1 protein-coding gene is annotated in these 337 nt (G+C 53.4%); it reads left to right on the top strand.

Annotated features, from left to right (window positions below; translation table 11 throughout):
* A partial coding sequence (locus GV368_RS10955; RefSeq protein ID WP_169116544.1) for an HNH endonuclease occupies positions 1 to 337 on the top strand: 337 nt, incomplete at both ends.

Below are 337 nucleotides of genomic sequence, written 5' to 3'. Positions count from 1 at the left end.
TGAAGGATGCACGGGGTGAAGAGAAGGTGTTGAGGCTGGTAAAAGCCGCCGACACGCCGATCCGACGCCACGTCAAGATCAAGGCGGAAGCGAATCCCTACGACCCGAAATGGGACGCGTACTTCGATGAACGTCTTGCGTTCATGATGTACGCAGACCTTAAGGGAAGGAGGAAACTGCGGACGCTTTGGCTCATGCAGGAAGGGAACTGTCCGGAATGCGGAGAGAAAATTACGAAGGAAACCGGATGGAATATCCATCACGTCCTTCCGAAATCTCTCGGTGGAACGGACTCAATCTTTAACCTGCAACTCCTTCACCCGAACTGCCACAGACA

The sequence above is a fragment of the Tepidiphilus baoligensis genome (assembly GCF_012911495.1).
GTDB lineage: Bacteria > Pseudomonadota > Gammaproteobacteria > Burkholderiales > Rhodocyclaceae > Tepidiphilus > Tepidiphilus olei.
The sequence above is the reverse complement of the archived record's forward strand: the minus strand, read 5'-3'. Positions and strand labels throughout refer to the sequence as shown.